The 2,008-nt window shown below is 47.9% G+C and carries 2 protein-coding genes; one reads left to right on the top strand and one right to left on the bottom strand.

The window, feature by feature from the left end; genetic code table 11:
• On the top strand, nt 1-155 hold a 155-nt coding region (locus tag A0129_RS15780), incomplete at its 5' end, for a transposase (RefSeq protein WP_291716337.1).
• Nucleotides 156-323: 168 nt separating this feature from the next.
• On the opposite strand, the gene A0129_RS15905 is transcribed toward A0129_RS15780, so the two are convergent.
• A complete protein-coding gene (locus tag A0129_RS15905) occupies nt 324-944 on the bottom strand; it encodes a sulfotransferase family protein (RefSeq protein ID WP_367190019.1) in 621 nt (206 codons plus the stop codon).
• Nucleotides 945-2,008: the final 1,064 nt, after the last annotated feature.

The following is a 2,008-nucleotide window of genomic DNA, read 5'->3' as shown; positions in this document are numbered from 1 at the left end:
TCAAGGTCGAGCACCCATTTCGCGTGATCAAGCAGCAGTTCGGATTCCAGAAGACCCGACTGCGAGGAATGGCCAAGAATCGCTGCAAGGTCAACGTGATTGCTGCGCTGACGAATCTGTTCCTGGCGCGGTGGCTGTTGCTTTCGGAGATATGAACGTCTTGTGGAGTGCCTGTAGGGCCTAATCGGGCCTCCGACCGCACCCAAAGTCGTGGAGAGAAACAGGCATTGGGTCGACAGGGAGGCTTTTGAGTCAAGGCAGAGGCCAACCCGGCGAGAGATGGACCTCAGCTGCTTCTAAAACCCTTGTTACCCAGAGATTCCTTAGTAGTTAATGTTTATCAACATACTATTTAAAAATAGTCTGCGTCTATCTACTCGCTTGTCTGCGCCTTTGTTGGCATGCGGCAATGGAACATCGGGCACATCATGCCCTAGGAAGTTGCATAACTTATCCAGCCCATCACCGTTTTCCCAGCACAATTCCAAGAAGTCGCTTCTTCGGCCTTCAAAGTATGTGCGGACACTTTCATTGTGCCTTTTATAGAACTCAATATGATCCTTCTCATGCGTGTGAGGGAAGTTAAACCCATATGCAAGCTTTCGACAATGTTTGAATGGGTGTGTCCGTAAGGAGTGACTTTTAAGGCTTTCCAGCCACTTTTCCTCTGTACTCCGGACCGTGAGGACAAACTTGCTACCTGGAAACATTTCGTCAAGATCTTTATAGACTAATGGCCACGGCCAATCTTCAAACAAATCATAGCAACGTACCTTTTGGATAATTTGAGAAAAATCATTCCTTGCAACGACATCCTTAAGAAGCTTTCGGTCACATCCAGTGCAGCGAAGCCCTAAAATCCTTCCACATTCTCCCAAGGTGGTCGTCCCAGTCTTATTCAGACCTATCCCGAATATCTTTGGATAATTGCCATTTGTGTCCATTGTGTTACCTCGATGTTGAATTCGATGCTTGAAGCACTACAGCTAACCGCCGAAGCGAAGAATGCTCCGAAAGAGTTCCATATTAGTCATTGGCTTCCATCTTGACTAGAAAACATCAGTTTTATGCCCATCTATGCTCGTCGTCGAGTAACCCGATGGTGATGTTGACTATTATGTCAACCTCTTGTTATGTCCCTCTTACTCCTCGCTGAAGAACCGCAAAGCCTCCTCGCGGTTCTCTGGGCAAAAGCAGCTGTCCACGATGGCGAATTCATGTTTAATACCTAGGCGTGTCATAAGAGTTCCTATCAGCTTGGCGGGCGGATTGGCATCCAGCATTCGAACACGAACTTCTGATGTTGACCAGATCAGATTAGCCCACTCTGCCCCGCGAAATCCTAGGATTCTTCTTGATGCGCCAAATGTCTGAATCTGACATCCGAGGCAATGGGCGCCTGGCTCATAGATTGAGTGGGGAACATTATTCGTTGTTAAGAAGTCTGATACCTCTTGCAAATTGGATATGCCCCGCCGGCTTGTTCCGTAGCCTGCTTTTTCAGAACTTCCATCAAGGTAAAACTGATGGGGGCTAGAACGCCGAATCAGAAGATTCTCCGATTGCGGACAAGGATATCCAGGGCAAGCGTATTCTTCCCATGCTTGTCTGATCAGGGCTATAGCATCTCTCACTGAACTTTTAGCCTTTCTCGCACTCCACCCATGGTCCCATGCCTCTAGAAAGAGAGGAATTTCAACCTCGCTTGGCCTCACTAACCTAAATTGATATCCCAATCGTGTGAGTGTCTCATTGAGAATCGGAGACATAAGGGGCCCGCAATCTAGTGCGAGAAATCTTTTGAAACAGTACTTTTTTTGAGAATTGACCAAAGGCAGCAGATATCCTAGTAAGAAGTGATAATAATGCTCTCTCGATCCGCCCACTACATCACAAGTTGCCAACCGACAAAGAATGTGAGTGGCTATATGGGGCGCGCTGACTAGTTGGGCCAGCGCGGATGGGCCCTGGTATACGCATCCCTGCGACAAAGGTAGGCAGTTGTTCA

It is taken from the genome of Limnobacter sp. CACIAM 66H1 (genome assembly GCF_001601825.1).
Lineage (GTDB): Bacteria > Pseudomonadota > Gammaproteobacteria > Burkholderiales > Burkholderiaceae_B > Limnobacter.
This window is presented reverse-complemented; position numbering and strand designations above follow the sequence as displayed.